Source organism: Streptomyces sp. NPDC104761, assembly GCF_055583445.1.
The window spans coordinates 304,602-329,546 of record NZ_JBVJNZ010000002.1 but is presented as its reverse complement, the minus strand read 5'-3'; the positions used below and the strand labels follow the sequence as shown (position 1 = coordinate 329,546).

The 24,945-nt window shown below is 72.6% G+C and carries 22 protein-coding genes and 1 pseudogene; 6 read left to right on the top strand and 17 right to left on the bottom strand.

Features of this window, described 5'->3' with window-relative positions:
* Nucleotides 1-11: 11 nt before the first annotated feature.
* Nucleotides 12-203: a DUF397 domain-containing protein gene (locus ACZ63F_RS08005; protein WP_089102095.1), complete on the top strand. Its 192-nt coding sequence runs from the start codon at nucleotides 12-14 to the stop codon at nucleotides 201-203.
* A 146-nt stretch (nucleotides 204-349) separates the two neighbouring features.
* On the opposite strand, the gene ACZ63F_RS08000 is transcribed toward ACZ63F_RS08005, so the two are convergent.
* The 4 genes and pseudogenes from ACZ63F_RS08000 to ACZ63F_RS07985 form a co-directional block, all read right to left on the bottom strand.
* Nucleotides 350-1,252 carry a MerR family transcriptional regulator gene (locus ACZ63F_RS08000; RefSeq protein ID WP_469709659.1) on the bottom strand — a complete coding sequence of 301 codons (903 nt, stop codon included), beginning with the start codon at nucleotides 1,250-1,252 and terminating at the stop codon, nucleotides 350-352.
* A 68-nt stretch (nucleotides 1,253-1,320) separates the two neighbouring features.
* Nucleotides 1,321-1,827 (bottom strand): glutathione peroxidase, encoded by a 507-nt coding sequence (locus ACZ63F_RS07995; RefSeq protein WP_352356920.1) that lies wholly within the window; start codon nucleotides 1,825-1,827, stop codon nucleotides 1,321-1,323.
* Between the two features lie 9 nt (nucleotides 1,828-1,836).
* A pseudogene (locus ACZ63F_RS07990) lies at nucleotides 1,837-2,107 on the bottom strand (winged helix-turn-helix domain-containing protein); the annotation flags it as partial.
* Between the two features lie 106 nt (nucleotides 2,108-2,213).
* Nucleotides 2,214-3,149 (bottom strand): slipin family protein, encoded by a 936-nt coding sequence (locus tag ACZ63F_RS07985; RefSeq protein ID WP_469709658.1) that lies wholly within the window; start codon nucleotides 3,147-3,149, stop codon nucleotides 2,214-2,216.
* A gap of 138 nt (nucleotides 3,150-3,287) precedes the next feature.
* Here ACZ63F_RS07985 and ACZ63F_RS07980 point away from each other — a divergent pair, with 138 nt between their 5' ends.
* Nucleotides 3,288-3,797: a hypothetical protein gene (locus tag ACZ63F_RS07980; protein ID WP_469709657.1), complete on the top strand. Its 510-nt coding sequence runs from the start codon at nucleotides 3,288-3,290 to the stop codon at nucleotides 3,795-3,797.
* A gap of 164 nt (nucleotides 3,798-3,961) precedes the next feature.
* Here the strand turns inward: ACZ63F_RS07980 and ACZ63F_RS07975 are convergent, their stop codons facing one another.
* Complete coding sequence (locus ACZ63F_RS07975; protein WP_351957174.1) at nucleotides 3,962-4,180, bottom strand: hypothetical protein; 219 nt, start codon at nucleotides 4,178-4,180, stop codon at nucleotides 3,962-3,964.
* A 58-nt stretch (nucleotides 4,181-4,238) separates the two neighbouring features.
* Complete coding sequence (locus tag ACZ63F_RS07970; RefSeq protein WP_352356904.1) at nucleotides 4,239-4,439, bottom strand: hypothetical protein; 201 nt, start codon at nucleotides 4,437-4,439, stop codon at nucleotides 4,239-4,241.
* Nucleotides 4,440-4,683: 244 nt separating this feature from the next.
* On the opposite strand from ACZ63F_RS07970, the gene ACZ63F_RS07965 reads away from it, so the two are divergent.
* A complete protein-coding gene (locus tag ACZ63F_RS07965) occupies nucleotides 4,684-5,628 on the top strand; it encodes an SDR family NAD(P)-dependent oxidoreductase (RefSeq protein ID WP_469709656.1) in 945 nt (314 codons plus the stop codon).
* Nucleotides 5,629-5,978: 350 nt separating this feature from the next.
* On the opposite strand, the gene ACZ63F_RS07960 is transcribed toward ACZ63F_RS07965, so the two are convergent.
* The 3 genes from ACZ63F_RS07960 to ACZ63F_RS07950 form a co-directional block, all read right to left on the bottom strand.
* Nucleotides 5,979-7,199 carry a flotillin family protein gene (locus ACZ63F_RS07960; protein WP_469709655.1) on the bottom strand — a complete coding sequence of 407 codons (1,221 nt, stop codon included), beginning with the start codon at nucleotides 7,197-7,199 and terminating at the stop codon, nucleotides 5,979-5,981.
* 12 nt (nucleotides 7,200-7,211) lie between these two features.
* The gene (locus ACZ63F_RS07955; protein ID WP_469709654.1) at nucleotides 7,212-7,460 is read right to left on the bottom strand and encodes a hypothetical protein; all 249 of its coding nucleotides are present in this window, start codon (nucleotides 7,458-7,460) and stop codon (nucleotides 7,212-7,214) included.
* Nucleotides 7,461-7,743: 283 nt separating this feature from the next.
* The gene (locus ACZ63F_RS07950) at nucleotides 7,744-9,108 is read right to left on the bottom strand and encodes a macro domain-containing protein (protein WP_469709653.1); all 1,365 of its coding nucleotides are present in this window, start codon (nucleotides 9,106-9,108) and stop codon (nucleotides 7,744-7,746) included.
* Nucleotides 9,109-9,249: 141 nt separating this feature from the next.
* Between ACZ63F_RS07950 and ACZ63F_RS07945 the strand changes: the two genes are divergently transcribed.
* Nucleotides 9,250-10,134: a macro domain-containing protein gene (locus ACZ63F_RS07945; RefSeq protein WP_469709652.1), complete on the top strand. Its 885-nt coding sequence runs from the start codon at nucleotides 9,250-9,252 to the stop codon at nucleotides 10,132-10,134.
* A gap of 56 nt (nucleotides 10,135-10,190) precedes the next feature.
* Here the strand turns inward: ACZ63F_RS07945 and ACZ63F_RS07940 are convergent, their stop codons facing one another.
* The 6 genes from ACZ63F_RS07940 to ACZ63F_RS07915 all read right to left on the bottom strand — a co-directional run bounded on the left by ACZ63F_RS07940 (nucleotide 10,191) and on the right by ACZ63F_RS07915 (nucleotide 17,633).
* A complete protein-coding gene (locus tag ACZ63F_RS07940; RefSeq protein ID WP_469709952.1) occupies nucleotides 10,191-10,883 on the bottom strand; it encodes a TIR domain-containing protein in 693 nt (230 codons plus the stop codon).
* Between the two features lie 2 nt (nucleotides 10,884-10,885).
* Complete coding sequence (locus tag ACZ63F_RS07935; RefSeq protein WP_469709651.1) at nucleotides 10,886-12,499, bottom strand: hypothetical protein; 1,614 nt, start codon at nucleotides 12,497-12,499, stop codon at nucleotides 10,886-10,888.
* A 58-nt stretch (nucleotides 12,500-12,557) separates the two neighbouring features.
* Nucleotides 12,558-13,322 carry a hypothetical protein gene (locus tag ACZ63F_RS07930; protein WP_469709650.1) on the bottom strand — a complete coding sequence of 255 codons (765 nt, stop codon included), beginning with the start codon at nucleotides 13,320-13,322 and terminating at the stop codon, nucleotides 12,558-12,560.
* A 350-nt stretch (nucleotides 13,323-13,672) separates the two neighbouring features.
* Nucleotides 13,673-16,075 carry an MFS transporter gene (locus ACZ63F_RS07925; RefSeq protein WP_469709649.1) on the bottom strand — a complete coding sequence of 801 codons (2,403 nt, stop codon included), beginning with the start codon at nucleotides 16,073-16,075 and terminating at the stop codon, nucleotides 13,673-13,675.
* A 27-nt stretch (nucleotides 16,076-16,102) separates the two neighbouring features.
* A complete protein-coding gene (locus ACZ63F_RS07920; protein ID WP_469709648.1) occupies nucleotides 16,103-16,711 on the bottom strand; it encodes a TetR/AcrR family transcriptional regulator in 609 nt (202 codons plus the stop codon).
* 358 nt (nucleotides 16,712-17,069) lie between these two features.
* Nucleotides 17,070-17,633 (bottom strand): fasciclin domain-containing protein, encoded by a 564-nt coding sequence (locus ACZ63F_RS07915; protein WP_469709647.1) that lies wholly within the window; start codon nucleotides 17,631-17,633, stop codon nucleotides 17,070-17,072.
* A gap of 252 nt (nucleotides 17,634-17,885) precedes the next feature.
* On the opposite strand from ACZ63F_RS07915, the gene ACZ63F_RS07910 reads away from it, so the two are divergent.
* Nucleotides 17,886-20,264, top strand: coding sequence for an ATP-binding SpoIIE family protein phosphatase (locus tag ACZ63F_RS07910; RefSeq protein ID WP_469709646.1), 2,379 nt, complete (start codon nucleotides 17,886-17,888; stop codon nucleotides 20,262-20,264).
* 107 nt (nucleotides 20,265-20,371) lie between these two features.
* A complete protein-coding gene (locus ACZ63F_RS07905; RefSeq protein ID WP_469709645.1) occupies nucleotides 20,372-20,908 on the top strand; it encodes a DinB family protein in 537 nt (178 codons plus the stop codon).
* A gap of 54 nt (nucleotides 20,909-20,962) precedes the next feature.
* On the opposite strand, the gene ACZ63F_RS07900 is transcribed toward ACZ63F_RS07905, so the two are convergent.
* Nucleotides 20,963-22,069, bottom strand: a complete 1,107-nt coding sequence (locus ACZ63F_RS07900) for a sugar ABC transporter substrate-binding protein (protein ID WP_469709644.1) — start codon at nucleotides 22,067-22,069, stop codon at nucleotides 20,963-20,965.
* Complete coding sequence (locus tag ACZ63F_RS07895; RefSeq protein ID WP_469709643.1) at nucleotides 22,066-24,591, bottom strand: SpoIIE family protein phosphatase; 2,526 nt, start codon at nucleotides 24,589-24,591, stop codon at nucleotides 22,066-22,068. Before ACZ63F_RS07895 ends, ACZ63F_RS07900 begins: the two co-directional genes overlap by 4 nt.
* Between the last annotated feature and the right edge of the window lie 354 nt (nucleotides 24,592-24,945).

The following is a 24,945-nucleotide window of genomic DNA, read 5'->3' as shown; positions in this document are numbered from 1 at the left end:
CAGGAGTGGACATGGCACTGCTTCAGGGCGCCACGGAGACGTGGACGAAGTCCTCCTATTCCGCAGGGAACGGGGCGTGCGTCGAGGTCAAGTCGCCGACGACCGCGGGACTCGCCGTACGCGACTCCAAGGTCGAGGAGGGCCCGGTCCTCGCCTTCCCGGCCGGCGCGTGGAACGCCTTCGTGACCTCGGTCAAGGCGTAGGGGGCATTCGCTGACCCAGCGCTTCACGTTCCCGACAAACACAACTGCACGGCCACAACAGCACAAGCGTCACCCGGAGCCCTCTCGACCAGCCCGCCGTCCTTGCCGAGGGGGCTCGGCTTGTGCCCGCCCCGCCGGGCCGAGTCTCACCGCACGGGGAACGCGACGTCACACACCGGGTCCTGCGGTCCGGCCGCGTCCCAGTCCGCGAAGTAGACCTCCCGGCACGGGCCGTCGAACGCCAGGCCCGGCCGCCCGGCGATCCACCGCTCCACCGCCTCGAAGGCCGCCAGGATCTGCGGATGCGCCACCTGCGCCTTGCTGATCCGCGTGTACGCCAGCGTGCGCGCCGGCTCGACCCGCACCGCCGTCTCCCAGGTCCGCCCGTGCCGCTCGGCCCAGGCCCGGGCCGCCGCCTCGTCCGCCACCGGGACACAGGCTTCGGCCGGTCCGTCGCTCTCCATGGACACCTCGGCGTGGTAGACGACGAACGGCGCCCCGGTCACACCCCCGCACTCCCGGGCCGCCGCCTCCAGCCGGCCCAGCGAGGCGCCGATCCAGGCGGGCAGCTCGTCCGCCAGCGTGTGCCGCGTCTCGGTGATCACCACCTGGGCCGGCACCTCGCCCGTCTCCACCGTGAACGTCCCGTACATCTCCGTACTCCCTCCGGACAGCCGTCCACGGAGGTATGCGGCGAGCGTCCGCTGCCCGGCGACCCGCGCCTCGACGTCCGCCCAGTAGCCGGTCAGCAGCCGGGCGGCCGTGTCACCGTCCGCCGCCTGCGCCGCCTCGACCACCTCGGCGATCCGCACCAGCGGCATGTCCAGCTGGCGCAGCAGCGCCACCAGCCGCGCGCGCTCCACCTGGCCGGCGCGGTAGTACCGGTACCCGGTCGCCTCGTCGACGTGCGCCGGGGCCAGCAGCCCGAGCCGGTCGTAGAGGCGCAGGGCCTTCGCCGAGAGCCGGGAACGCGCGGCGAACGCGCCGATCGTGAGCAGCTCCTCGTCCACGACGTCCACCCTGTCCTCCACGGCCGCATCCTCCGTCACCGGGCGGATCCGTTCCGCCCGGCGATCAGGAGGCTCGCCCCTGCCCCAGGGACAAGGTCAACCCGTACTCAGCCGATGGCGCGCTCCACCGCCGCCACGACCTCCGCCGACTCCGGCTCGGTCTGCGGCGCGAACCGGGCGACGACCTGCCCGTCCCGGCCGACCAGGAACTTCTCGAAGTTCCAGCGGATGTCCCCGGTGTGCCCCTCGCCGTCCGCGAACCCGACCAGACGCTGGTAGAGCGGGTGCCGGCCCTCCCCGTTCACCTCGACCTTCTCGGTCATCGGGAAGGTCACCCCGTACGTCGCCGAGCAGAACTCGGCGATCTCCTCGGCGCTGCCGGGCTCCTGGCCCATGAACTGGTTGCAGGGCACCCCGAGCACGGTGAAGCCCTGCGCCGCGTACCGCTCCTGGAGCTTCTCCAGGCCGTTGTACTGCGGGGTCAGGCCGCACTTGGAGGCCACGTTGACAATGAGCACGGCCTTGCCGCCGTAGCCCGGCAGACCGGCCGAGCCGCCCTGCAGCGCACCGATCTCCACGTCGAGCACGGACCCGTTGTTCTCAGAAGTCGTCATACGCGGATGCTAACTCCGCCGGGTGACCGTCCGGGTTCCGGCCTCGACCAGCACGTCCCCGGCCGCCGTCCGCCCGTACAGCACCGTCCGCCCGCCCCGACGCCGCTCCACCGGCCCCGCATCGAGCAGCACCCGCAGATGCCGCCCGCCGGAACCGAGGCCCTGAGCTGCCCGCACACGGGTAGACAAGAGCGCAGCGGTCCGGCCCCTCGTAGGAGACCCAGCCGCTCGTCGGCATGACCGGGACGAGGAGGAGATCGGCGCCGCCCGCCCGCCCGGGCAGGGCGTCGCCCCCACGCCGGCGGGCTCGGTGGCCCAACTCACCTCGCCCGCCGCCGCGATGACGCTCACAGCGCTCGCGTCACTGACCGTGACGTCGGCGCCGGCTACGGCCGCTCGACGGGAGCGGACGGCTCCGCTGCCGGTTCCGTCGGCGCGGTGAGCTCGCCGGCCGGTCCGAACTTGTCGGCGACGGACGCGATCTGCTCGATCCCGGCCTTGAGCGCGGCCGCCCCGTCCGGCCCGTCCAGTTCGCGTTCGTTCTTCTCGACCTCCTGGTCGAGCCGCTTGGTCGCCCGCTCGAAGTAGCGCAGCAGCTCCACCGGGAACGGCATCACGAGCGTGGAGTTCTTCTCGGCGGCGACCTCGACGACGGTCTGCAGGAGGCGCAGCTGCATCGCCTCCGGGGTCTCCGACATGATCCGGGAGGCGTTGGCGAGCTGCTGCGCGGCCTGGAACTCGCCGTCGGCCGTGATGACCCGGGCCCGCCGCTCCCGCTCCGCCTCGGCCTGCCGGGACATGGACCGCTTCAGCGACTCCGGCAGCTGTACGTCCTTGATCTCGACGCGGTCGATGTGGATGCCCCACTCGGCGGCCGGGCTGTCGATCATCAGGGCGAGCCCCTCGTGCAGCCGCTCCCGGTCGGTCAGCAGGTCGTCCAGGTCGCTCTTGCCGATGATGGAGCGGAGCGAGGACTGGGCGACCTGGCCGACGGCGAACACGTAGTCCTGCACCTCGATGGCCGCGCGGACCGGGTCGGTGACCCGGAAGTAGACGACGGCGTCGACCTTCACCGAGACGTTGTCCTTGGTGATGCCCTCCTGCGTGGGCACCGGCATGGTGACCACCTGCACGTTCACCTTGCGCATCCGGTCGGCGAAGGGGATGAGGAAGGTGATCCCCGGCCGCCGGAAGTCCGGCAGCGCCTTGCCCCAGCGGAACACGACCCCACGTTCGACCTGGTTGACCACCCGCATCCCGCTGCGCAGCACGAGCAGGGCCGCCACGACCACCAGTACGACCCCTACAACGGCGCCGTCCATGGGCACACACTCCATTCTCGACGTGATCCGGACAGGAATCCGGACAAGGAAGAGGACACGTCCGGGTCCTGCCGGGATGCGGGTGCCGGCGTCAGGAGTGCGTAAAGAAAAACGGTCCGACGAGGGGAGCGTCGCGCTGTGGCAGGCCCAGGCCGGAGCCCACGCGCCGGACGGCGACGACCCGGCCCACGCGGCGGACGCCCCGGCGTACCGACTTCGTGGCCACCGCCGTGGCCATCGGCTACGACCTGCACCCGGACCTCGAAATCCCCGGTACCGGGCCCGCACTTCGCGGAACACCTGGAGATCATCGTCGCCGCGACCGCCCCGCCCTCCGCCACCGGCTCCACCGCCCCCGCACGTGCCGCCCGCGGGCCGCGGCCCGAACCCGGCACGACCCTCCCCAACCGGCCCGTACCGGAGACCACCGCCGAGCAGGTCCAGGAGCCCGAGCGGCTCCTGGTCGAGGTCACCGCCGCCGACCACGAACCCGAGTCCGCCTCCGCGTTCTTCAGGGCGGCGGTCGCGGTCTGCTGGCGGACCGTCACCGCCGCCCGGCCCGCGGCCGGCCCGGACGGGCGGCCGGGCACCCGCCGCGCCTACTACCTGGACCGCTTCGGCGCCCGTCCTCACCCACATGGGCTATGATCAATCCAGAGCTGGTCGGCCCGGTACGGTCCGTCCGGTACTGCGTTGGTGGTCCAAGGAAAGACGCCCCGCTTCCTGCGGGGAAATGCAGGTGCAAGGCCTGCCCGGCGCTCCATCCCGAGGCCCGTCCACACCGGACGGGCCTCGTGCGTTGCCCGGTACCGTCACGTCTCCGGCCCCCACCACTCCGGCCCGCCGCCCCGCCAGTCGATCCACGGCGCCCGCGCCACATCCGCCGGGTCCACCTCCAGTCCGGCCCGGCGGAGGAACTCGGCGACGTCGGTCAGGTTGTGCGCCAGCCCGAGGATCTCGCCGTCCACGCGCACGCGCCGGCCACCCGTCGGCGACGGTGGATGCACGATCACCCGTATCGGTCCGGACATGCCTTCAGGATCATCCGGGACGTACGGTCCCGCACTCCAGCCCGCCATCCGAGCCCCCTCAGCTTCCCAGGTCCCGCAACTCCCGCCATGCGGCGGGGCTCGGCCGCCGCTGCCGCCAGTAGGGATGGAAGTACACCTCCGCCGACAGCCGGTACAGCCGCCGCCGCAACTCGGTACGCCCGGGCCGCGCGGCGAGCTGCCGGTAGGTGGCGCTCCATTCCTGCTGCGCCCGGGCCAGGTCCACGGGAAACGATCGCATGACCGAATTCAAGCACGTGTTCGATTTTTGAGTCCATCGCGGTCTCGGCGGCTCCGCGGAAGCCGCTCACCGGATGCCCAGCCGCTCAGTCACCCGGGCCGGCTCCGTGTCGGTGGGCCTCGGCAGGCCGGCGGTGCTGTCGGTGATCCGTAGGCGATCTGTCGGGGGCCGCTGGAACCGTGGGTGGCGAGCCGCCCGGCCGGGTGGCCGCAGCCGCCTGTGACAGCGAGGGAGCCCCGCCGCCATGTCGTCCACGCTTTCCACCCCGCCCTGGGACGTCCGACGGCTCCCGCGTGCCGACGGCAGCGTCTTCCTGGTCACCGGCGGCAACGCCGGCATCGGGTACTTCGTCGCGGAGCAGTTGTCCACGACCGGGGCCACCGTCGTCCTGGGCAGCCGGAACCCCGCGAAGGCCGAAGCCGCCACCGCCTCGATCCGCTCGCGGGTCCCCGGCGCGCGGGTACGGGCGGTACGGCTGGACCTCGCCGACCTCCCGTCGCTCGGCACGGTCGCGGAAGCACTGGGGGTGGGACACCTCGACGCGGTGGTCCACAACGCCGGCGTCGCGCTCGACGACCCGCCGCGACTGGAGACCGGGGACGGTCACGAGGTCATGTTCGGCACCAACCACCTGGGGCACTTCGCACTGACCCACTGGCTGATGCCCCTGCTGTCGGCCGCACCGGCGGCCCGCGTGGTGACCATGGGCAGCTTCGCCGCCAGGTCCGAGCGGCTCGACCTCGCCGACCTGCAGTCCCGCAGGGACTACCGGCCCAAGCGCACCTACGGACGTTCCAAGCTGGCGCAGATGTACTTCGGCCTCGAACTCGACCGGCGCCTGCGCGCGGCCGGCAGCCCGGTGGCCGGCGTGGTGGTCCATCCCGGGGGCGCGCTGGACTCCCTGACCCCGGCACGACCGCCGGTCCAGGTGCGCACCGCCGCCGCGCGCCTGCGCGGCGCACCGGCCGCCCTCCTCGTCCAGGGCAAGCACGCCGGCGCCTGGCCCGCGGTCCGGGCCGTGCTCGACCCCGGCGTGCGCGGCGGACAGGTGTGGGGACCCCGTGTCCTCGGCCTGCGGGGCCGCCCGCGAAACGAACGGGTGTGGCCCCACCTCACCGACGCCTCCGTCGCGGCACGGCTGTGGGACATCAGCCGCGACCTGACGGGCGTCGACCCCAGCACCCCATAAAAGACGCGAGGACCTTCGCACCCAGCCACGACGGCTGCAAGGGGCGCGGGGAACTGCGCGCCCAGCCACGACGGCGCCGCAGCCGACCGCCGGCCTGCTGCGGCTGTGGACCCCAGCCGCGACCTGACCGACGTCGATCCCAGCCCCGCAAAGGGGCGCGGGGAACTGCGCGCCCAGCCACGACGGCGCCGCAGCCGACCGCCGGCCTGTTGCGGCTGTGGACCCCAGCCGCGACCTGACCGACGTCGATCCCAGCCCCGCAAAGGGGCGCGGGGAACTGCGCGCCCAGCCACGACGGCGCCGCAGCCGGCCGGTGGCCCACTGCGGCGCTTCCGCGGAGCGGTCAGCGCTCAGTCGACGTCCACCGGACCGTCGTCAGACTTCCGTCCCTTCCCGGTCGGCAGCTGAAGCAGGCTGCTGCTGTTGCCCTCGCCCTCCCCGGAGCGGCGGCCCTCGGCCCGCTGACCGTCAGGCCGCTGTCCGTCGGAGTCCTGGCCGCCCAGGTTCTGCCGGACCGAGTCGAGGATGGTCAGGCCCTGGGACACCAGGCCGGCCGCGATCTCGCCGAGGCCGTCCGCGCCGTTGAGGACGTTGACGTTGGCACCGGCGAGGCCGCCCGCGGCCTCCTTGACGATCTGCGGGAGCTGGTCGATCAGCATCCGGTCCAGGGCCACCCGGTCGTACGACGCGGCCGCCTCCGCCTGGATCTTCATCCGCTGCGCCTCGGCGGCCGCCAGGATCCTGACCCGCTCCGCCTCCGCCTCGGCGGGCCTGACGACCTCGGCGACCAGCTGTTCCTGCCGCAGCTTGGCCTGGCGCTGGGCCAGCTCCGTCTGGGCGGCCAGCACCTCCTGCTGGGCGTGCGCCTGCGCCAGCGGCCCGGCCTGGCCGGCCTGCGCCTGGGCGCGGTCCACCTCGGCCGAGTACTCGGCCTTGACGATGGCGGTCTGCCGGGCGTACTCGGCCTGCTTGCGGGCCGCCGCCTGCTCCGCCTCGACGGCGGCCTGGGTGGCCTGTGCCTGCGCGATCTGCGCCTGCCGCTGGATGGCGGCCTTGTGCGGCGCGGACATCGCGTCGATGTACCCGGTGTCGCCGTCGTCGATGGACTGGATCTGCAGCGAGTCGACGATCAGACCGATCTTCGCCATCTCCGTCTTCGAGGTGTCCAGCACCTCCGCGGCGAGCTTCTGCCGCTCGGTGACGATCTCCTCGACCGTCATCGAGCCGATGATGGCCCGCAGGTGACCGGCGAAGATCCGGCCGGTCAGCACCGACATCTGCTCCTGGTCGGAGAGGAACCGCTGGCCCGCGTTGATGATGCTCTCGTGGTCGTTGCCGACCTTGAAGGCGATGACCGCGCGGACATGCAGCGAGATGCCCTGCCTGGTCACACAGGTCTCGGTGACCTCGGACTCACACATGGACAGGGTGAGGAAACGGACCTTCCGTACGACCGGCAGCACGAACTTGCCGTGCCCCGTGACCACTCGGAACGGCGCGCCCCCCAGTCCCCGCCTGCCCCCCGAGATCAACATCGCCTCGTCGGGAGCGGGTACGCGGTATCCGAACATTCCTGTCTCTCCTCAGCCGGCCTCGGCGCTGTCGCCGAGCGCGTCCAATGGATCCACCCACTCGATGACGCACACCTCGCGGCATCCCCGTGATTCGATCACGAGCACCGTCGCGCCGACCGGGAGGGGATCCTCCGACCAGGCGAGAAAGGTCTCCGAGCCGCCCCTGACCTGTACCAGGACCTCGCCTGGCCCGGTGGCACCGCGGGTTCCGATGAGCACCTTCCCCGTGCAGCCGATCACGGCCTCGTCCTGCGGCATCACCGGCCGTCCTCCTCCTCCTGGCCCCATGATTCCGACGATAGACCCGATCGGTGCGGGACCCAACGGTCGGAAGGGACCGTCCTGCTCGGAACCGGATCGGAAGCGGTTGGAGGGTGCCGGCGGAAGCGGCCGGGGTGGTGTCGTTAACGGCGGTGAGGCCGGGCGCACCGGTGCGAGGCGCGGACGGCGGACGATGCCGCGAAGGGGGAACGGACAGATGCGGAGCAGCCCGCCGGCCCGGGGGACACGTCCGGGCCGGCGCCCGGTCTCACCTTCGGCGTCAGTCGGCCGCCCGCAGGCCGAGCACCAGGTCCTCGAAGCGCCGCTCCACCGGGGCCAGATCGGTGCGGGCCAGCTCCTGGGGCAGGATGACGATCCGGAGTTCGGGGGTGAGGGCCGGGTAGCGGCGGCAGGCCTCGATGAACGAGTCCACGATCAGCGCGGCCAGCTGGCCCCGGTCCAGATCGGTGACCCGGGCCAGGCCGGAGCCGATCAGCGGGACGGCGACCGGCTTGAACAGGCCGTTGATAGCGACCGAGGCCCACAGGTTCGCCAGACTCAGCCGCAGGTCGGCGTGGTTGGACCTGGCCACCAGGTCGTTGCCGAGCCGCGAGTAGGCCGTGGCGAACACCCGGCGGCCCTCGACCGGCACCACCACGGTCGTGCCCACCGGATAACGGACCCTGCGGCCCAGCGGCTTGGCCCGTACGGTCTCGGTGCCCACCGGCTTCACCGAGCGCAGCCCCGCCCGCAGCCGGTCGTCCAGCAGGCGCCGCTTCCCGGCGAACAGCCGGTCGACGAGCTGGCTCTGCAGGCTCTCCCGGCTGATCACGAGGTCCTCGGCGGTCTCCGTGTCGAAGGTGTCGGAGAACCCGATCACCAGGTTGCAGTCCGTCTGGTCGAACAGGTCGCCGCGCACCAGCACCACGTCGGCACGCTGGCCCTCCAACGGCACCCGGTGCCGCAGCAGTTCGGCCCCGTGCCGGGCGCGCAGCTCCGCGCGCAGGGCGTCCACGGTGCGCGCGGCCTCGACGTCGTCGGGATGCTCGTGGGTGATCAGTTCGGCCACCGGCAGGGCGAGTTCGGGCCGCCCCAGGTCGGTCTGCACGCGGACCAGCTCCCGGCGGGCCGCGTCCTGAAGGGCGGTCAGGCGGCGGACGAAGGGCACCGCGAACCCCTCGCCGTTCACCTCGGCCAGCGGCCGGCCGCGCACCAGGGACAGCGCCTCGGACAGCCGGTGCGCGGCGGTGGCCGGGGGCGCGAGCAGGGCGTCGTTCACGATCGCGGTGAACCGCGCGCTGTCGAGTTCCTCGGGCCGCAGCACCAGGCGGTAGGCGGTCTCCGGGCCCTGCACGGTGACCTGCTGCTCGGTGCGCAGGACCGCCGTACCCGCGCTGTCCTGGCCCAGGGCGCCGGGGGCCAGCGCCCGCCGCAGCTCCAGGACCCTCTTCTGCACCTCGTTGCGGTTGCGCTGGTCCAGGTGGCGCGGCTCGTCCGCGAGTCCCCACACGTCGCGCCGCAGTTGCCGTACCGGCACCGCCTCGCCGCCGGCCGCCACCAGGCGCACCAGCAGCCGTACGGTCAGCGGTGTCAGCCGAACCGGAACCCGGTCGACCTCAAGCTGGACCGGGCCCAGTACCTTCACCCGGATATGTGCTCGCGCACCGGCCATCCGCGTCGCCCCCCGGCGGTTCAGCGTCACTCTGCGTCAGCCATAGTGACTGAAAGATTATCATGATGCCTTGGGGAAACCATGAGTTCGGGTGATTCCGCCGGACTGGCCCCGATGGACCCGATACGACCCCGGAACCCCTTCCGGCGTGGTACAAGGCGCGCCCGGCAGGTCTTCCTGCGCGACACGATGGTGGCGTTCGGCGGGCTGTCCGCCGTGTCCCAGGTCGTCGGCCCGTTCGTGCCGCACGGCGCGCCCGGCGCGGTCGTCGGGCTGTCGGTGGGAGCCTGCCTGGGCTGGGGGCTGCTGCGGTCCCGCCCGGCGGCCCGGGTGCGGCAGGTGTTCCGGCGGCCCGACATGACGGTAATCGTCGAGACGGGCGACCTGTTCGACCAGCCGGCCCACCTGGTCGTCGGCTTCTGCGACACCTTCGACACCCTGTCGGCCGGCGGCCGCCTCATCAACGGCGACAGCGTGCAGGCCCAGCTCCTCGACCGCCGCTACGGCGGCGCCGCGGACCGCCTGGACGCGGAGCTGGACGCGGCGCTCGCCGCGGCCGCGCCGGTCGCGCGGGAGGAGCGGGCGGACAAGCCGCTCGGCAAGCTCGACCGCTACCCGGTCGGCACGGTGGCGGTGCTGGGCACCCGCCCGCGGCTGGTGTTCGGCGTGGCCTACAGCAGGATCGGCAACGACTACGTGGCCGCCTCCGGCGTCGAGGACCTGTGGCGGGGCCTGGCCGGGCTGTGGGACGCACTGCGCGCGCACGCCCAACTGGAGCGGGTGGCCATGCCGTTGACCGGGTCCGGGCTGGCCCGCCTCGGCCACCTCGATCGGGACAGCCTGCTCCGGCTGATCCTGATGTCCTTCGTGGCCCGCTCCCGGGAGGCCCCGATCTGCCGCGAACTGCGCGTCGTCGTGCGCCCCGAGGAACTGGCGGGCATCGACATGCGCGAGCTGGCCGCGTTCCTGGCCGCCCTGGCGTCGGGTCCGGAGCGGTAGCGCACGGGAAGGGGGGCGGGAAGGCCCACGGCCCCCCGCCCCCCGCCACGCGCCCGTCAGGCCAGCCGGCGATAGGCCGCCAGGTTCTCGAAGTACGAGGTGTCACGCCAGTCCGGCCGGGTGTCGTCGAGGTCGCACCCGGCGCCCTTGAGCCGTTGGACGATCTTCGAGACGGCGGTCTCGGAGCCGTCGAAGCGGATCACGTTGCGGCCCCCGAGATCCGCGGCGGGCCGTACCTGGCCGACCTCCACGATGATCGTCCGCTCCGGGTACGCCATCAGCGCCATGCCGAGCTCGATCAGCACGTTCTGGCGGGCCTGGCCGGTCAACCGGGTCTCGTAGGAAGGCTCGTTGTCGCCCAGCAGGTGCGGGTGGAGCTTGGCGACGTCGTCCGGGGTGAGCAGCACCAGCGCCGCCTGCGCCTGGGAGAGCGCCTTCTCGATGACCTCGCCGAGGAACGGCGCGGTGCCCCCGGTGCTCCGCACCAGCCGCTCCCACTCCAGCGGGCGCAGGTCCAGCCGGCGCAGCAGCCCGAACATGGCCGTACGCACCTCCTCGTCGCGGCCGTGCACGACGAAGACGCTGCGGCTGCGGCCGTGGTCCGCGCGGGCCTGGGCCGCGCGCGCCGCCTCCTGCTCGGCCGACGCCCGGTCCTCCTGCGGCGTGTTGTACACGTTGTACCCGAAGCCGCTCTGCCGGCCGCCGAAGAAGTTCTGGCTGCTGTCGCCGCCGGTGTTTCCCTGGCTCATGGTCACGACCCCGCTTTTCCTGACGAACCGCCGCTCGACGGCTGGTAGTTGTACCCGAAGTTGTCCTGCCGGCCGCCGAAGAAGTTCTGGCTGTTGTCGCCCAGCAGGATGTTGGTCTGCGCCCGGTCGTGCTCGGCGAGGTCCACGTCGTGCTCGTCGAGGAAGGCGCGGATGTTCTCCAGCAGCCGGCGTTCGACGATCTGCATGTACTTCACCGCGTCGGACTGCTGGAAGAAGTGGTGGTACGTCTCGCTGGTGGCCAGCTCCCGGACGCTCGCCAGGGCACCGCAGTTGAGCCAGCGGTTGACGTACCGGCCCAGCCGGAACTCGCTGCTGTCCTCCACCCGGTCCGACAGCAGCAGCGCGGCCGCGGCCCGCCTGGCCCGCCTGACCCGCCAGGGCCGGGTCCAGTGGGCCAGCCACGCCGGCAGGAACCCCTCCGGGACCAGCAGCAGCGGCCACATCCACAGCGTCACCCACCAGCGCACCAGGGCCGTGAACATGTCCCACGCGACCCGCACCGCAAGCCGCCCGTCGACGGCGGCGGGCAGCTGGTCCACCAGGTGGTAGTCCTCCACGAGCGGTCCGAGGACGTAGGTGTAGAACTCGGTGTGCAGCGTGTTGCCCTTGAGGTCGAACCCGACGAAGACCGAGGTCACCAGCTCCTCGTTCCAGGACCCGACGCGCACGCACAGGTACTCGCGGGCCGCGTCGTAGTCCTCCCGCCAGTGGATGTCGGGCAGGTCCTCCACCCCGCTGGGCAGCTTGGACCAGCCGGCGCCCCTGGAGCGGTCGTTGGTGCGGATCGCGGTGGTGAAGCGGCGCTGCTCGACGGTCAGCCCGTCGATCCGCTCCTCGGGGCGGGTCTCGTCCCGCAGGTCGGCGGCGAGCCGGGCGGCGACCTGGCTGGTGATCTCGTGCACGTCGAACGGCACGACCTGCCTGCGTTCGACGGTGTCGAGGTCGGGCGGTGCACCGTCCGCGGTCTTGCGCGCCGTGATCCGGGTCCTCGGGGCGCCGAGCAGCAACTGCGCGTTGGACCAGTCGCGCAGCGGCAGACCCGCGCCGACGAAGGGCCGGTAGCCGCCGTAGAAGACCAGTCCGCTGCGGCCGGCCTGCTCGTGGTCGATCTTGCGGGCGAGGGCGTCGGTCAGCCTGGCGTGCGACGGGCAGGCGCCGTCGAAGCCGCCGTCCGGGCCGTTCTCCCGCACCCGGGTCATCAGGACGTGCAGGGTGACGATCCGGCGCAGGTAGGCCGCCGCCCACGGCACCCAGCACAGCAGGACCACGCCGAGGAACGCGTTGAGCACCCCGTTGGCGAGCAGCAGGAACACCGCGAAGTCCACGCCGGCCGCGACTCCCCACTGGATGCGGCGCAGCCGGCGCGCGGCCAGGGCGTGGGCGAGGACCGAGACGGCGTCGTAGCCGTAGGAGGGCGCGACGACCCGGAAACGTCTGTGCAGCAGCTCCCGGATGACGGCGCGCCGGTAGCCGGGATCGAGGTAGGTACCCGCGGACAGCAGCCGGGTGGCCCTGGTGCGCGCGTAGGCGCGGTGCTGCGACGGCTCCTGTGGTGCAGGGCCGGGCGGACGGGGGTCGAGTGTCTGTGTGGCCATGGTGGTTCAGCGCTCCGCTCGTGCGGGCGCACCGCTGCGGGCACGCCCCGGGTGGGTGTCAGCCGGTCTGGGTGGCCGTGCCGCTGGTGATCACGCCGTCCCGGACGGTGTAGGTGGCGTCGTACGACTTCGTCGTGCCGTCCGTCTGCAGCGCCTCGATGGTCACCTGCACCTGGTCGCCCGCCACGGACTCGACGGTGACGGTGTCCTGCTCGGTGGTGGCGTAGCCCGAGACGAAGCTGTCGTAGCTCGGGTCGAGGTTCTTGCCGCCGAGGGCCCAGGCGGTTTCGTAGTCGTGGGAGCTGATCGCCGCGAAGTAGGCGGTGACGACGTCGCCGGGCGCGGTCGGGCTCGCGCTCGGGGCGGCGGTGGCGGTGTCCGTCGGGTCGCCGTAGGAGCCGTCGGTCGCGGTCGCCCCGGAGGTGGTGGTGTCGCCGTACGGCCATGCGGACGCCGTCGTCGGGTCGGTGTAGGCCGGCTGGTCGTCCGTCCCCGCCGTACCGCCGCCGTCCGAGCCTGACGTGTCCGAGCCCGAGGTGCCCGAGCCCGAGGTGTCCGAACCTGAGGTGCCCGACCCGAAGAGGCCCGAGTCGTAGCCGGTGCCGGACGTTCCGGACGAGGACCCGGACGACCCCCCGGCCAGGCCGCCGATCAGGGCCAGGAGCAGGGCGAGCAGCAGGGGCGTGGCGATGACCGCGAGCCCCCAGGTGCGGGCGGGCCCGCCGGGCGGTATCAGCCCCGGGGCCTGGTAGGAGGGCGGCGCGCGATGGGCGGAGAGCGGGTCGGGACGCCCGGCGGGCGGCGTCGGCTCAGCTTGGGTCATGGGGTTCTCCAGCGGTGACGGCAGTGCACCGCGCCCCGCCCCGGCCGCCCCCCGGAGCGGGCGGTGAACAGTGGGGCGCGACAAGGCGGTTGACGCCTACGAGGTGACCAGCGCCGCCGCTTCCGTGGCCAGAACCGAGCCGCTTCCGATCCGCTTCCGGCCCGCTCCCGAGCCCTTCGGGTCACCGACGCCGTCCCGGTGACACCCCCGTGCCCCGCCCGCCGCGCGGCAGGCGCGGGATCCGGCCACCGGCTCCCGTGCGGTGTCGCACGGTGACGCGGCAGAGCCGGGCGCCGCGGGTGCCGTACCCGTGCCGCCCGGCTCTGCCGGCGAGGTTTTGCCGGTGGGTGTCAGCCCAGCGGTCCGGACTGCCGGGTGCCCTCCTGACCGGTCTCCTCGTGGGCGAGGTAGAGGTCGAAGCCGTCCTGCCCGGTGCTGTTCAGCCGGACCGGGGCGGCCACCGGCGGGTAGCCGGAGGCGACCACCGTGTACTCGGTGCCGGGCAGGTCCGCGAACGCGTACTCGCCGTCCTCGCCGGTGGTGCGGGAGGCGACCACGTTGCCGGCGGAGTCCAGCAGGGCGACCCGGGCGTCGGTCAGGGGCGAGCCGTTCCTGCCCCGGACGGTGCCGCGGACCGCGGCGGCCGGAGCGAGGAGGATGTCCTGGGCGGCCCCGGCGTCCCCGACGGTCACCGCGACGGCGGTGGGCCGGTGACCCTCGGCGCTCACGGTCAGGACGTACTCCCCGGCGACCAGTTCGCCGAGCCGGTAGCCGCCGTCGGCGCCGGTGACCGTGGAGTCGGCCACCTCGCCGAACAGGTCGGTCGCGACCACCAGGGCTCCGGTCACCGCAAGGCCCTCCGAGCGGACGCTGCCGGTCAGACCGGTGGTGCCGGTCAGCACCAGGTTGTACTCGACCGGGGAGCCGCCCACCGTGAGGGTGGCCACCTGCGGCTGGCGTCCGGCGGCCGAGCCGACCAGGACGTAGGAGCCCGCGGCCGGGACGGCGACCGCGTAGCGGCCCGCGGGGTCGGCGACGGCGTGGCCGAGCTGACGCCCCGTCGGGTCGATCAGCGTGACCACGGCGCCCGGTGCCGGCACACCGTCGCCGGCCGCGAGGACCCGGCCGCTCACCGTCAGGGCGGCCGGATCCGGCAGAACCGCGGTGGCCTCGGTCCGGGGCTGGACCAGGGTCACGGGCTCCGCCGGGCCGGTCTCCTCGAGGGCGGCGCGGGGGGCGGTCTCCACGGCCTGGGCCTGGGCCGTCGGGCTGCCCTTGCGGTAGAGCACCGCCGCGAGGACGGCCGCCACGACGAAGAAGCCGGCCGCCCACCAGTAGGCAGTGGCGTAGCTGTGCAGCGCGGCGTTGGCCTTCACCAGCGGGGTCACCGGGTGGTGGTCCTTGACGTAGTCGGTGGCCGAGGTCGCCGCCAGGGTGGAGAACAGCGCGGTGCCGATGGAGCCGCCGACCTGCTGCATGGTGTTGGTGGTCGCCGAGGCGACGCCCTGGTCCTGCGGCGCGACGCCGAGGGTGGCCAGGCTCATCGCGGGCGGCATCACCATGCCGATACCGGCGCCCATGATCAGCAGCGGTGCCAGCACGTCCGAGGTGTAGGCCGAGTGCAGGTCGAGCCTGGTGAGCCAGACCATGCCGGCGGCCGCGAGCAGCGCGCCGACCGGGACGATCGGCTTGGCGCCCACCCGGGGCACCACGACGATGGTGGCCAGCTGCGCGAACACCATCAGCGCCCCGATCATCGGGAGGAAGGCCAGACCGGTCTTGACCGGCGAGTAGTGCAGCGTCTCCTGCAGGTAGTAGGTCAGGAACAGGAAGATCCCGAACATGCCCGCGCCGGTGACGAACACCGAGAGGTAGGCGGCCGCGCGGTTGCGGTCGGCCAGCACCCGCAGCGGGAGCAGCGGATGGCTGGTCCGGGTCTCCCAGAACGTGAAGAGAGCCAGCAGTACGCCACCGGCGGCCAGGAAGGCCCAGACCATCCAGTTGCCCCACGGGTGGGTCTCGGCGTTGGCGAAGCCGTACACCAGCGAGAACATGCCGCCCGCGGCGAGGATCGTGCCCAGCGTGTCCAGCCGGGGACGCGGGGCCTTCGCGGGCCGGCGGACGAACACCACGGTGCCGATCACCGCGACGACCGCGATCGGCAGGTTGACGTAGAGGGTGTACCGCCAGTTCAGGTGCTCCGTCAGCAGGCCGCCCAGCAGCAGGCCGATGGCGCCGCCGCTGCCGGCGATCGCACCGTAGACGCCGAACGCCTTGGCGCGTTCCTTGGCGTCGGTGAAGGTCGTGGTCAGCAGGGACAGCGCGGCGGGCGCGAGCAGCGCGCCGAACACGCCCTGGACCGCCCGGCCGACGATCAGCATCGTCAGGTTCTGCGAGGCGCCGGCCATCGCGGAGGCGCCGGCGAACCCGATCAGGCCGATCAGCAGGGTGGTCTTGCGGCCGAAGAAGTCCGCGAGCCGGCCGCCGAGCAGCAGCAGCGAACCGAACGCCAGCGAGTAGGCGGTGACCACCCACTGCCGGCCGTCGTTGGAGAAGCCCAGGTCGCGCTGGGCGGACGGCAGGGCGATGTTCACGATCGTCGAGTCGAGCACCACCATCAGCTGGGCGAGGCCGATCACGGCCAGCACCATCCACCGGTGCGGTGCCTGGTGTCTGGCGCCGCGGACCGACGAGGACTGGGCCGGTGCGACGCCGGCGTGCGCGTCGACGGAGTCGACAGAAGTGGATGACATGAGGGGGGCTCTCCGGAAGCGAGGGGATCAGGTACTGGTGAGCACCGGAAGAATCACGGTGTCCAGGAAGTGCGTGAGGTAGTCCGCGTCGGCCTCGCGCCGTTCCACGAGGGGCCGGGCGAGGGCCGCGCCGATCAGCAGGTGCGGGAGGCGGGCGGCGGTGGGGGAGTCCGGTGGGATCTCGCCACGGGCCACGGCCCGCTCGACGATCTCCCGCAGCGTTCTCAGCTCCGGTTCGACGACGGCCTCGTGCATCGCCTCGGCCAGGTCGGGGTTCCTGTGCAGCGCGGGGGAGATGATCCGGGCGAGTTCGACGTCCCTGCGTGCCCCGGTGAAGCGCCGGGCCAGTTCGTGGAGGTCGCCCGTCAGCGAACCGGTGTCCGGCCCGCCGGGGTCGAAGGGCCGGCAGTGCCGGAGGGCCGCGGCGACCAGTCGCGGCTTGCCCTGCCACTGCCGGTAGAGCGTCGCCTTGCTGCAGTGCGAGCGGGCGGCGACATTGTTCATGGTCAGGGCGTCGTAGCCGGACTCGCGCAGCCCGTCCAGGACGGCGTCGTAGAACTCGCCCTCGCGTTCGGGAGTGAGCCTGCGCCGGCGGGGCGCCGCCCCGGTTTCCGCGGCTGCCTGCGGAGCCCCCATCCGACGACACCTCGTTCCTGGGACTCGGGGCCGTCGGCCCACTAACTGATCGAAACCGTTTCGTACACTTTGAGGCTAGGCATTCCGCGAGCGAAATGCAAAGCATTTGGCGGACGTCACATTCGAGGCTGATCAGCGCGGTGACGCACCGGGGCGGCACTTTGCTATGGCTTTGCTCTCCGCTTGCTGCTCGGGGAGGAAGGGGTCCGCCAGCCGGTTGCGGACGGACGGGCCCACCGCGGTCAGCACACGGTGGGCCCGTCCAGGTCGTATCCGGCGCCGAACTGCACCCCCGCCCGGACGCCGAGGGCGCCTTCGGCGACCTCGGCGTGCGACGCGTCGACGCCGGCTTCCTCGGTCAGGACGGCGGCTCGAGGACCGCGTCGATGACGTAGATGGTGGCGTTCGCCGCCTTGATGTTGCCGCAGACGATGTTCGCCTCGCCGTTGACCTTGAAGTCGGTGCCCGAGCCGGACGTGGTCAGCTTGCTGCCCTCCACCGTCCTGAAGGAGCCGTGCGAGAGTTCGTCCGGGGTGATCTGCCGGTCCACGACGTGGTAGGTCAGCAGCTTCTTCAACTGCCCCTGGTCGGCCAGGATCGAGGCGAACTGCGCCACGGTCGCCGCCTGGAAGGCCTGGTCGTTCGGTGCGAAGACGGTGATGCCGGGCTTCTCGTCGAGGGCGCCGTTCAGATGCGCCCTGACCGCGGCGGAGACCAGATGGCTGAGTTGCGGATACGCGGCCGCGGCCTCCACGACCTTGTCCCTGGCCGTGCCGACCTTCTGCGCGAGCCCCGCGCAGCCGGAACCGAACGTGCCCGACGGGCTGGGGGACGCGTCCTGCGCGTGACCCTGCGGCGCCGTACCTGCCAGCGCCAGCGGGACGGCCATCACGACCGCCGCCGTGGCGTTTGCCGTGCGCATGCGCTTGCGAGTGCACCTCATCGCAACCTTCCTCCCGTGGAGGCGTGAACACTGCAGAGGTCTGGACTACTGCGGAATTCGTCGGTTCCGGGGCGGGACGGAGCGGCTGCCACACCATGGCCTCGGGGCAGCGTCACCCGGCCGCCCAGCGAGCGTATCCAGCAGCGGCCGACGACCGCATCTCGAGAGTTGCCATCGCATGATGCCGGGGGCACTGTGGATACTGCCTGCGACGAGAGAGCAGAGACCACCATGCACACCTGGGGCAGGCGCAGTACTCGCCGATTCACCAGTGCCCGCCTGGACGCGTCCGCCGCGGTGGGCGTGCTGGACCGGGACGGCTGCGTCACCCACTGGAGCAGTGGTGCGCAGGAACTGCTCGGATACGCGCCCGCCGACATCGTCGGCAGGCCGGTGGAGAACCTGCTGACGGCCGAGGGAGCGCCGCGGCACCGCGACGGCCTCCCCCTGCGCGCGCGGCTGTACCTGTGTCCGCTGCAGGACACCGATCGGGACTGCGGCTTCCTGCTGCTGCTGACGGCCGTGCCCGAGGCCGCGACGGGCCCACCCCGGGACGCCCTGCTCCCGCAGTGGACGTTCGAGCAGCAGCCGCTCGCCATGGCGATCTGCGACCTCGACGCGTGCCTGTTGCGCGGGAACCGGCCGATGCTGGGTGCGGGGGGCTTCACCGAGGAGGAGGCCCGCGGCCGGCGCCTGACCGAGATCCTCCAGGGCAACGCGATCGAGGAGGTGGAGCGGCGGGTCCTCCGCGTGGCCCGGACCGGCAGAGCGGAAGCGGCGGAGCCCATCGTCAGGCTCCCCGGGGAGGCCAAGGCACACGCCTGGGCCATGGACGTCTTCCCGCTCAGGGACGCGGACGGCTCGGTGCGCGCGGTGGGCGTCGCGGCGTCCGACTACTCCCAGCAGTACGACTCAAGGGAGCGCATCGCCCTGATCAGCGAGGCCAGGACCCGCGTGGGTACGAGCCTGGACATCGTGGGTACCGCACGGGAATTCGCGGAACTCGCTGTCCCCCGCTTCGCCGACTTCGTCAGCGTGGACCTTCTGGAGCCCGTCTTCCAGGGCGAGCTGCCCGCGCCCCTCCTGTCCCGGGGCGCCACCGTCCTGCGCAGGGCGGCCCACCGGTGGGCCGCCGGGCACGGACCCGACGCGGCGACCGGCGCCGCGGAAGTGCACACCCACCCGCGATCGTCGCCGGTCGCGCGGTGTCTGGCCGAGGGCCGAGCCGTTCGCCGGAGCACCGGCGATGCCGAGATCAGCGGCTGGCTGGCCGAGGACCCCGTCCAGGCGTCGCTCGCGGAGACGTTCGGCCCCCACTCGCTCATCGCCGTGCCGATCCGTGCTCAGGGCGTCTCCCTCGGGGCAGTCCTGTTCGTCAGGTACGCGGCCTCGCACGAGGAGGCCTTCGGGCCGGACTGCACGGCGATCAGCGAGGACCTCGTCGACCGGCTCGCGATCTGTCTGGACAACGCTCGCCGGTTCACACGGGAGCGCGGCATCGCGCTCGCGCTGCAGCGCGCCCTGCTTCCCCGGGAGTCCGCCGTGCACCCCGGGGTGGAGACGGCCGCCCGCTACCTGCCCGCGGGTGGCGGCGCCCAGGTGGGCGGTGACTGGTTCGACGTGGTTCCGCTGCCGGGGGCACGAGTCGGCCTGGTGGTGGGCGACGTCGTGGGCCACGGCATCAACGCCTCGGCGACCATGGGCCGCCTGCGGACCGCTGTGCGCACCCTCGCCGACATCGACCTGCCGCCCGAGGAACTCCTCACCCACCTCGACGACATCATCACCCACACCGCGGGTGAGCAGGGTGGCGAGCCCACCGAGGAGATCCCCGGCGACATCGGCGCCACCTGTCTGTACGCCGTCTACGACCCGGTCTCCGGCACCTGCTCCCTGGCCCGCGCAGGACACCCGGCCCCCGTGCTGATCCACCCGGACGGCACCAGCAGTGTCGTCGACATGCCCTGTGGCCCCCCGCTGGGTCTCGGCAGTCTGCCGTTCGAGGCGGCGGACGTCATCGTGCCCGCGGGGAGCCTGCTGGCACTGTTCACGGACGGTCTCCTCACCGCCCGGAACCGCGACCTCGACGAAGGGCTCGCCGACCTGTGCGGCGCCCTCGCCGCCCCGGCCACCACGCTGGACGCTCTGTGCGACACCGTCCTGGACACCCTGTGCTGCGAACCGCAGGCCGACGACGTCACCCTGCTCCTGGCCCGCCCCCGCGTCTTCGACGAGGACCGCCTCGCCAGCTGGGACCTGCCCGGCAATCCCTCGGTCGTCGCCGACGCCCGTCGCCTCGTGGCGGAACAGCTCGCCCTGTGGGGAATGGCGGAGGCCGCGTTCGTCACGCAGCTGGTGGTGAGCGAGCTGGTCACCAACGCGATGCGGCACGCGGGAGGGCCGATCCGGCTGCGGCTCATCAAGGGCGAGACGCTGATCTGCGAGGTCAGCGACGGAAGCAGTGTCAGTCCCCATCTGCGCCGGGCCCGGGTCTTCGACGAAGGCGGCCGCGGCCTGTTCATGGTCGCCCAGTTCACGCAGCGCTGGGGCACCCGCTACACCCGCACCGGCAAGACCATCTGGGGCGAGCAGGCGGTGCCCATGCCGTAGCCCACCGAGCGATGAGTTCCGGGCCGGAGAGAGGTCATCTCGGGCGGACGTGCTCGTGAGGCGCCGGCACAGGCGCCGGGCCGGCTGACCGGTGAGGAGGATCCAGGGTGAGCGACGTGGTGGTCCAGAAGATCGTCCGGCCTGAGCGCGCGGTATCGGGCCCGTGGCTGGAGGTGATCGCCTCGAATCTCGACTACCACCGAGCGACCTTCCTGTGGAAGTGCGAGGGCCTCTCGGACGAACAACTGCGGCTACGTCCCCTCCGGTCGTCGGCCTTGACCCTCCTGGGGCTCATGCGCCATCTGCAGGGGGTCGAGCGCGCCTGGTTCCAGCGGACGCTGGCCGGCACGACGCCTCGCTTCTTCCCCTACCGGACCTACGTCACGGCTGACGGTGGCGAGTGGTACGACGAGTCGGACGCCACGCCGGCCAGGGACGTCCACGACGACTACCTCAAGGCGTGCGAGGAGTCACGGCAGGTGTTCGCGGAGGTGACGGTCGACCTCGCGCGCATCGTGCCGAACCCGGAATTCGGTGACACCGACGTGCGGTTCGTCCTCGAGCACGTGATCGAGGAGTACGCCCGCCATGTCGGCCACGCGGATCTCCTCCGCGAGGCCATCGACGGTGCCACCGGCGAATAGCCGCCCGCTGCACCCCTCGAAGCCCGCCGGCCCCCTCGCACCGGTCCTGTCCGGCTACGGAGTCAGCCCTGCCTTCGCGCAAGCGGCCCGCAGCCGCGGTGTGCAGATCTGGGCGACGGTGTACACACCGTCCTCGACGAGGGTCTGCTTGATGGTGGCGGTCGTCACGGCTACCGGGGGGAGCAGCACGGACGGGATGTGGCGGGTGGTGGGGCTGTCGGTCGTCGTCGTGGCGATGGTGTTCAGCCTCTCCCCGCGGCCCAGGGCGAGGGCCATGGCGACGGCTGCTCCGGCCTCCGCGCGGAAGGACTTGTACACCGTCATGGACTGCTCGCCGTCGACGATGCGCTGCACCGCTTCGAGGTCGGCGTCCTGGCCGGTGACCGGTGGGAGGCGCCTGACATGGGCGCTCCTGAGCGCCGAGATGACGCCTGCGGCTATGGCGTCGTTGGCGGCCAGGACGCCGTCGATCCGCCCCGGGCCCAGGGCCGAGACGGCGGCGGACATGTTGGCATGCGCGTTGTCCGTGCTCCAGCCCGGGGTGTCGTAGGAACGGCCGATCCGCACCTTGCCCCGCAGGACGGACAGCGCACCCCTCTTGTACGACGCGGCGTTGGCGCTGGTCGGGTCGCCGTTCATCATGACGATGGTGGTCCCGCCCCCGGCCGGGGCGTGCATGGCCTTGAGGAGAGACCGGCCCTGCAGCGCGCCGACCTGGACGCCGTCGAAGCTGACGTAGCCCGAGACGGGGCCGTCGGCGAGCCTGTCGTAGGCGACGACGGGGACGCCCGCGTTGTGCGCCTCCTGGACGGTGGAGCGCAGCGCCCGGTTGTCGGTGGCGCCGAGGATGAGGACCCTGACGCCCTTGGTGATCATGGCGATCGTCTGCTGCCGCTGGGCCATCGGGTCGTCGTCGGCGTTGGCGTAGGCGACGGTGCAGTGCGGGCAGAGCTGTTTCACCCGTTGCTCGATCAGCGGCTTGTCGGCGTTCTCCCAGCGGGGCACCACCCGGCTCGGCAGCAGCAGGCCGACGGTGAAGCTGTCCGTGGTGGCCGCTCCGTCTCCGGTACAGGCGGCCGAGGACATGGTCAGCAGGCCCGCGACGAGCGCGCTCACGACATACCGCGTACGAGACGATGCGCACGGCCTCCGGCACGTCATGATCGGTCACCGTCCTCGGCGCCCGGTCCTGCGCCCACGGAAGCCGGTTCACGACCCGGTACCGCTATCTCGCTGCACACCTGCTTGCCGCCGGCCACCGGCACCGTGCCGAAGGACTCCGACACCGCCTCGACCAGGAGCAGCCCCCGGCCGCCGGTCGACTCCCAGTCCACGATGACGGGCTTGGCGGGCGCCCGCGGAGAGGAGTCGTTCACGCAGACACGCACCCGGTCCCCGCGGAGCACCAGTTCGAGACGGACCGGGCCCTGGGTGTGCACCAGCGCGTTGGTGACGAGTTCGGACACCACCAGCAGCACCGCATCGGTGGCTTCTTCGACCTTCCAGCGGCGCAGCGTGCGTGCGGTGAAGCGGCGGGCGTGCATGACGGCGTCGGGCAGCCGCCACACCACCCAGCCCGACCGGACCGGCCGGGTCCTCATGCCGTCGTAGCGCAGCAGCAACAGCGCCACGTCGTCCTCGCGACGGCCGTGGTCGCCCAGCAGGTCGTCGGCCACCCGCCCGGGATCCGCCGGGTCGGCCGTGGCGAGAATGGCGCGTGCGCGGCGCATGCCCTCGTCCAGGGAGAGATCGGCGGCCTCGACCAGCCCGTCGGTGACCAGGGCGAGCATCATTCCGGGCGCCAGTGCGACGGCGGTCATCGGGAAGTCCGCGTCCATGGAGATGCCCAGCGGAAGGCCGCCCTCGACCTGGACCTCCTCGGCGCTGCCGTCGGGATGGCGCAGCAGCGGTGCGACGTGCCCGGCCCGGACGAACAGGACGTCGCCCTCGTCCATGTCCAGTTCGGCGTAGCAGCAGGTGGCGAACAGATCCGTCTCCATGCCGACGAGGAGGCGGTTGGCGTGCGAGACGACCACGTCGGGGGGATGGCCCTCCACCGCGTACGCCCTGACCGCGGTACGCATCTGTCCCATGATCGTCGCGGCTGCGGCGCTGTGGCCCTGCACGTCGCCGATGACCAGCGCCACCCGGTCCTCGGAGAGGGCGATCACGTCGTACCAGTCGCCGCCCACCTGCAGTCCTCGCCGTGCGGGCAGGTAGCGGGCGACGACGGTTCCGCCGGGAAGCCCGGGCAGGCGGCGCGGCAGCAGGCTGCGCTGCAGCATCGTGGCGAGTTCCTGTTCGGCGTCATGGGCGTGGGCGCGGGTGAGGGCCTGACCGGCCAGTGCGGCGGTGGCGGTCAGCAGCGCACGTTCCCTGGGGGCGAACTCGTGCGGCCGGTCCCAGCCGATCAGGCATGCACCGGCGGCCTCGCCCTTGGCGGGCAGCGGCAGGACGGCAAGGCCTCCGGGGCCGATGCCGTCGAGCCCCGGTTCGAAGGCGGTGCCGGCCGGCCACAGGCCCATCCGGCCGTCTCGCAGAGCTCTCCGCAGGGTGGGCAGGGCGCTGAGGGGTGCGTCGGGCCACTCCGAACGCCACTGCGGACGCCATGTCCGCGGCCAGGCAGCGCGCTGCGGCGGGTCGAGCAGGGTGACCTGGAGCCGTTCGTGCTGCAACTCGGCGACCGCCACCCGGTCGGCCGCCAGAAATTCGTGCAGGGCGGTGACCATCACCTGGCTGACGTCGCGCACGGTGGCGGCCTCGTCGAGCATGGCGGTCAGCCACTGGATCCGGGAGACGTCGTCGTCGCCCCGCTGCAGGGCCGTCACCACGCCCAGCACCTGCTCCGGCCGGTCGCCGGCACCCGCCGCCACGCGGCAGTTCAGGCTCAGCCAGCGCATCTCACCGGTGGGGCACCGGACGCGGAAGTCCAGTCTCCGTCGGCCGGACGCGCCGGAGGACGGCTCCAGCACCGACATCAGTGCGGGCAGGTCCTCCGGCAGGGCGCGCGCGAGCACGGAGTCCGCCGTGCCGTCGAAGTCGTCCGGCTCCATGCCGAACAGTTCGCGCAGTGTCTCGTCCGCGTCGAGCATGCCGGTCTCCGGCACCAGGACGAAGGAGCCGACGCGCATGCGGCGCAGCGCCGAACTCAGGTGGGCCGGCCGTGGCCCTCCTCCGGTTCCGGCCTCGCCCGCCAGCACGTCGGCGACCGTGTCCGCGTAGCGCTCCAGGAAGTGCTGCTGCTCGGCTTCGAAGCCGTTCTCGCCGGCGCCCACGACGAGGCAGCCGAGCCGTCTGCCCTCGGTGCCCAGGGGCAACGCACCGAGCGAGGTCCGGGCTCGCGGCGGCGCCGGAGATCCCTCGGGGCAGCAGCCGAGTGCCGCGGGGGTCAGCCACAGCGGGCGGCAGGCGCGGAAGGCGCGGGCCGCGGGCGAGCCGCCGGACAGGGCCACGCGCTCCAGCAGCCCGTACTCGGCGGGGGCGCGTCCGGCCGTGTCCACCGACCGAAGGTCGTCAGAATCCGCGTCGGGCACGTAGAGCACTGCCGACGCCGCTCCGGCGAACGTCAGGGCGCGGACATTCACGGGGGTCTCCGGCTCCGGTGGTGCGCCGGTGTCCGAGACGCCGGCCCCGGCCGCCTCCGGCTGCGGGAGTCCGGCCCCGGCACTGCCGTCGTGAGGCATGTCCGCATCTACCTCCCGTCCGTGCCGGGGTGCCGACACGGCTACCGCTGGTGACTCCCCTTACCAGAGTGGCATAGCAGGACGAACCGGACAGGCTGACGTCCTGTCGGCCCCCCCGGCAGCGGGTTCGCGGGTCACCGTGGCCGGTGCCACACTGGCGAGGTGGTCGTTGTGCGGCTTTCGCCTGCTCCGGGCGTGTGCCGGCCGGAACCTCGCCCCGCCCCGGCCGGCCACGCCGCCGCGGGGGGGGGGGGGGCGGGGGGGTTCGGGGGGGGGGGGGGGGGTGTGGCCGGGAGAACGCGTTTTGGAACACAACCCCGCCTTGTTCGGGGTGCGGGGAGACGCGTCCTCCCC